The 5,336-nt window shown below is 36.0% G+C and carries 6 protein-coding genes; 2 read left to right on the top strand and 4 right to left on the bottom strand.

Going from position 1 to position 5,336, the window contains the following annotated elements; all coding sequences use genetic code 11:
• From ACRCJ0_RS09100 to rlmH, 3 genes are all read right to left on the bottom strand, one after another.
• Positions 1-357 (bottom strand): carbon starvation CstA family protein (locus ACRCJ0_RS09100; protein ID WP_431390247.1); only part of this gene is annotated, 357 nt, incomplete at its 3' end.
• Positions 358-716: 359 nt separating this feature from the next.
• Complete coding sequence (gene gloB, locus ACRCJ0_RS09095) at positions 717-1,424, bottom strand: hydroxyacylglutathione hydrolase (RefSeq protein WP_431390246.1); 708 nt, start codon at positions 1,422-1,424, stop codon at positions 717-719.
• Between the two features lie 117 nt (positions 1,425-1,541).
• Positions 1,542-2,021: a 23S rRNA (pseudouridine(1915)-N(3))-methyltransferase RlmH gene (rlmH, locus tag ACRCJ0_RS09090; RefSeq protein WP_431390245.1), complete on the bottom strand. Its 480-nt coding sequence runs from the start codon at positions 2,019-2,021 to the stop codon at positions 1,542-1,544.
• A 230-nt stretch (positions 2,022-2,251) separates the two neighbouring features.
• Between rlmH and ACRCJ0_RS09085 the strand changes: the two genes are divergently transcribed.
• Both ACRCJ0_RS09085 and ACRCJ0_RS09080 read left to right on the top strand, forming a co-directional pair.
• Positions 2,252-3,589 carry a TrkH family potassium uptake protein gene (locus tag ACRCJ0_RS09085; RefSeq protein WP_431390244.1) on the top strand — a complete coding sequence of 446 codons (1,338 nt, stop codon included), beginning with the start codon at positions 2,252-2,254 and terminating at the stop codon, positions 3,587-3,589.
• Positions 3,590-3,599: 10 nt separating this feature from the next.
• Positions 3,600-4,274 carry a potassium channel family protein gene (locus ACRCJ0_RS09080; protein ID WP_431390243.1) on the top strand — a complete coding sequence of 225 codons (675 nt, stop codon included), beginning with the start codon at positions 3,600-3,602 and terminating at the stop codon, positions 4,272-4,274.
• Between the two features lie 765 nt (positions 4,275-5,039).
• Here ACRCJ0_RS09080 and ACRCJ0_RS09075 read toward each other — a convergent pair.
• Positions 5,040-5,336, bottom strand: a 297-nt coding sequence (locus ACRCJ0_RS09075; RefSeq protein WP_431390242.1) for a PDZ domain-containing protein, incomplete at its 5' end; no start/stop codon positions are given.

Raw genomic sequence — 5,336 nt, 5'->3', positions numbered from 1 at the left:
GATGTATTTACCGGCTAAGGCTGGTAATTGGGCCCCATTATTTCTTAATGACACCATACCCAACATGTAGTCATGAACTGCTCCGGCGAAAATACAACCAAAGATAATCCATAAGTAGGCAACTGGTCCATATAAGGCACCCATGATAGGTCCGAATACAGGTCCTGTCCCTGCGATATTTAATAATTCAATAATACCATTCTTCCATCTAGGCATTGGCACAAAGTCCATACCATCTTGTAAAACTTCCGCTGGTGTCGTCCGTTCTGGATTTGGCTCGAAGTTTTTCTCGATATAGCGACCATAGGTGAAGTATCCTACAACTAAAGCGGTGACACCTATTATAAATGTCCACATAAAAATTTCCTCCCTTTTTTATCAATGTAAGCGTTTATACCTTTATATTATCACGCTATACGGACATACAAGTCAATTTTACTTGAAGAAATTCATTTTCACTATATTTATTTGTACATTGCTGTTTTTATGAATATGAGAAAAAAAGTAATTTAAACATTGAGATACAAACCTTTTCATGCCTTATTTTCATTTTACCCCTTGTCAGCTTCATGCTTCTCTTATATAAAAAATGCAATATACAGTACAATTTTGTACTCATCACTAATCCAAATACTTATGTAGCTGAGGGTAAATAAAAAAAGAGAGGTAGCTTACCATCCGCTACCTCTCCATAATATTTTTCCACATCGAATGTTTTAAAAATTATCCCGTAAATTTCTCAAATTTTTAAATGCTGTGACATCTTCTGCTTGCATAAAAATGTTAATGATTTTTTCTCTACCAATAGTTGAAGGATAAGTAGGATGGTTTGCAGCATTTAAAACTTCTGCTTGCCCTAAGGCTTCAGCAATTACTTCATTTTCTGGAAATACTGAATGTGCAAATTTTAAATTGGTTAAGGTGTACTCGTGTCCTGCAAATACAGCGATGTCATCATCTAAACGGCTAAAAGTTTCTAAGGCATCAAAGGCTGCTTGGTAGTCGCCTGTGAAAACCCGGCCGCATCCGGCTGAAAACATGGCGTCCCCTGAAAATAGAAACTGATTATCGACAATATAGGCTAAATGTCCTGCTGTATGGCCCGCTGAAAGTAAGGCGGTTACTGTATGACCTAAAATATCTACCTGGCTACCATCTTCTAAAATTGTCATATCGTCAAAACCTGGCACTTCACTTGGACCATAAATATTAGTTTCTGGGTAGGCCTGGATAATTTCCGCTACACCACCAATATGGTCGTCATGTTTATGTGTTAATAAAATAGCAATTTGGATAGGTTTTTCTACTTCGATATAAGATAAAACTTCTGCTGCTTCACCCGGGTCAACAATCACAACACTATTTGTATCTTCAATCATCCAAATATAATTATCTGCTAATGCATGTATTGGGAAAATATTCATACGTAAACTCCTCACTACTCCTTGTATACTTAACGTAATCCATATAAAAAATGATCTTTCTCTTGCATCTTAACATATCATGCATACGAATCGCCATTTATCAAACTGAAACAACTTTTATTTATGATAAGGTTCATTATTCTGTATTCTAAAGGCGCGATAAATCTGTTCTGTTAACACTAAACGCATCAATTGGTGAGGCAAGGTCATTTTGCCAAAAGAAATGGATTGATTTGCACGTTTATTGACCTCTTCACTCGTACCTAAGGATCCACCAATCACAAAAGCTAAAGTTGATTTCCCTTGTGTCATCTGACTTTGCATTGATTTAGCTAATTCTGGTGAGGATAGCATCTTTCCGTTTATCGCTAGCAGATAAACATAATCATCCGGTTTTATTTTATTCAAGATACGTCTACCTTCCACATCCTTCACTATTTCATCTTCCGTTTCACTAGCATTTTCTTTTGTTGGTTCATCTTTCACTTCAATAATTTCAAACTTGGTATAGCGCGAAAGGCGTTTGCTATACTCTTCAATCCCTTGTTTTAGGTACTTTTCTTTCAATTTACCAACTGAGATAATTTTAATTAACATGCAAAAATAACTCCTATCATGCAAATATTTCGTTATTAACTTTTTTATTTTTTATTCTACTAGATTTTTCTGCTAAAGTGTTTATAATTAGTCGTATTTGAAAAATGAATCTTAAAATTTCTTAAAGTCATCAAGCTTTATGGGGGGTTATCACAATTAATTTAATACATAGGGCACTGCGTTATTTTCTAAAACCGGTAAGTCAATTATCTAGCGCAAAAAAAATTGCTTTGTCGTTTGCTGTCGTCATCTTTGTAGGTTCACTGTTACTGAATCTACAAATTAGCCAGGTGGCCACATCAGATGCAACATACTTTGACCATCTATTTATTGCTGTTTCTGCTGTCTGTGTGACAGGTTTATGGGTTGAATCCATTTTTGATACCTATAGTACCTTTGGACAAATTATTATGATGCTGTTAATCCAGATCGGTGGTTTAGGTTTGATGACATTCATCTCCCTCATTTATTTTAGGATTGGCCAAAATGTTCGTATTCGAGACCAAGTTGCTGTATCTGGCGCTTTAAACAATAGTTCATTAAATGATATTGCCAATTGGCTAGGTAAAATTTTCCGATACACTTTTATTATTGAAGGTGTTGGTGCTTTACTCTTTGCTACTTATTTTATTCCTGAATATGGTTTAGGTCGCGGTACTTTTCTAAGTATCTTTATGGCTGTTTCTGCTTTCTGTAATGCTGGGTTTGACCCACTTAGCAATTCATCTATGATCGCCCTACAAACACTGCCCGTAATTAACTGGACTATTATTTCTTTAATTATTTTAGGTGGTATTGGTTTCTCAGTATGGTTTGATGTAACCAATCAAATCAAAAAGTTTGACCGGTCTAGACCTAAGTTTGCCTTAAAAAATGCGATTCGTCATTTACGACCTCATACTAAATTGGCATTAAAAATGACCCTCATAATCATTACGCTAGGAACTTTGTTTTTTCTAGTCTTCGAATGGAACAATAACGGCACAATTGGAGAAATGAGTATTGGTAACAAGTTCATGACTGCTGTTTTCCAAACGGTTACAATGCGTACCGCTGGATTTGCTTCTATCGATTATACTTTAGCACACCCTGTTAGTATATTGATATTCATTGTTACCATGTTTATCGGTGGTAGTCCTGGTGGTACTGCCGGTGGTTTAAAAACAACAACATTTGCTTTAGTCTTAATGCTAGCTATTGCAGAGATTAGACAAAAAGAATTTATCAACTTTGATAAACATACGATTCCAGCAAAATTATTACGTCAGGCATTCGTTATTTTCTTACTATATACCACTTTATTGATTATCGGTTCTGGTTTAATCTTAACTTTTGATCCTCAAGTGGATTTCTTATATATACTATTTGAAGCCATTTCTGCTTTTGCAACCGTTGGTGTAACAGCCAATTTAACACCAACACTTTCTATGGCTAGTCAAATTATTTTAATGGCATTAATGTTTATCGGACGGATTGGTCCAATGACTATGTTCCTTTCCTTATTACCAAGTAAACAAGATAAGAAACGTGATATTAAATATACAAATACAAATATTTTAATAGGATAGGTGATATAAAATGGGAAAAATGAATTTAGTAGGTATTTTAGGTTTAGGTATTTTTGGTTCTACAATCGCTAAAGAATTATCCGAAAACGGCGTTGAAATCATCGCCTGTGATCTAGATGAAAAAAATGTTAACCGTTTAGATGGTTACTTAACAGTTGGTTCAGTTGGAGACTTTACTGATATAGAATATATGCGCAACCTTGGTTTTGGCCAATGTGATGCGATTGTTATTTCTACAGGTACCAATCTTGAAGCTTCTGTATTAGGTGTTATTAATGCAAAAGAATTAGGTATCAACCATATCATCTGTAAGGTTAAAAATAAAACAAATCGTAAAGTTTTAGAAGCGCTAGGTGTAAATACCATTGTGCAACCAGAAAAAGAATCTGGCGTTCAAATTGCTCGCCGTATGATTCACAACACCATTGAAGAAATTATTAACCTAGATGACGAAACATCTTTAGTAGAATTCCGTCCACCAGAAGAATGGGTGGGCAAATCACTCACTTCATTGAATACACGTCAGCGTTACGACATCAATATCATTGGTATCCGCAAACGCCGCCGTGAAGCACTAACCACGACCTTCCCGGCTGACTATATCATCCAAGCAGATGACATTTATGTGGCTATTGCCAACACAGACAAATTCGAAAAAGCCGACCACTTACGCGAAATTCGCTAAGCCTCGCAGAAATTCATCACAAATAAGGTTGGGACTTCCTGTCTCAGCCATTTTTTTGCCAAAAATCCAGCACAACTATCCACAGTCTCCACAAGACACAAACTTGATTTATCAACCTTTTCTAAAAAAGACAAGCTCCCCCCCAATTTATCCCCATTATCCACAGATGCATTCACAATTCACAAAGCTTATACCACAATGTTTTAATCGGCATCATGAAATTGTCCACATTTCACCCACCTTATCCACATTCGTGTGGATAAGATATGGGGATAAGTGGAAAAGTCCCCGTCAAAATAGGATAAATGGTTTATCTAGCAACGGTATCATCTTTAACACGCAATATAACTTGCTTTATTAAGAAAAAAGCAAACCAGGTTCACTCAGTCTCCATTATGAAAAATAGCGTTTCCTCAGTTAATAGAACCTTTAATACACTGTCCCCAACTTTTGGCTAGATTTACAAGTCTCAATGACATTAGAAATTCCAATCTGTATCAAATGGCTAAATGAGTTGAATGTATTTAACTATTACCATTAGACAGCAAGAACCATCAACAAGTTATTCGCTATGGACGTCTTAATCAGCGCCTGAATCAACAAGAATCACCGACAAAGAAAAAGCCCAACCCGATTATAGGTTGAGCTTAGTTGAATATATATCGACCATTGTTAGAAAGTAGAAATGTTAAAACGAGATATGCCCGAAGGCTTACAGTACCTCTTTATCTTTTGTCCCTTTAAAAAAGTTAAAGCTTTTACTTTCTAGCTTTGTGTACTTGAATCTTGTGGTTGTAATTGAACTGTCGTTGTTTGTAATTCACCATTTCGGTAGAAGGATACTTCCACACTTGCATCAGATTCTTGTTGGTACAAGACTTGACGCAATGACGCTGAGTCAGATACTGCTTCACCAGCAAATTCTACTACAACATCATCCGCTTGCAAGCCTGCAGCTTCAGCAGCTGAACCAACTACAACTTCTGCAACATAAACACCACCATCAACATCATCAGGTAATTGTAAGTTTTGTGATTGATAATCTAATGAAACGCGGTTCAA

It is taken from the genome of Aerococcus sp. L_32 (assembly GCF_050689315.1).
This window is presented reverse-complemented; position numbering and strand designations above follow the sequence as displayed.

Bases quoted from the DNA above. Each gene is read 5' to 3' on its own strand.
- gloB (WP_431390246.1), bottom strand. From the start codon at position 1,424: ATGAATATTTTCCCAATACATGCATTAGCAGATAATTATATTTGGATG.
- rlmH (WP_431390245.1), bottom strand. From the start codon at position 2,021: ATGTTAATTAAAATTATCTCAGTTGGTAAATTGAAAGAAAAGTACCTA.
- ACRCJ0_RS09080 (WP_431390243.1), top strand. From the start codon at position 3,600: ATGGGAAAAATGAATTTAGTAGGTATTTTAGGTTTAGGTATTTTTGGT.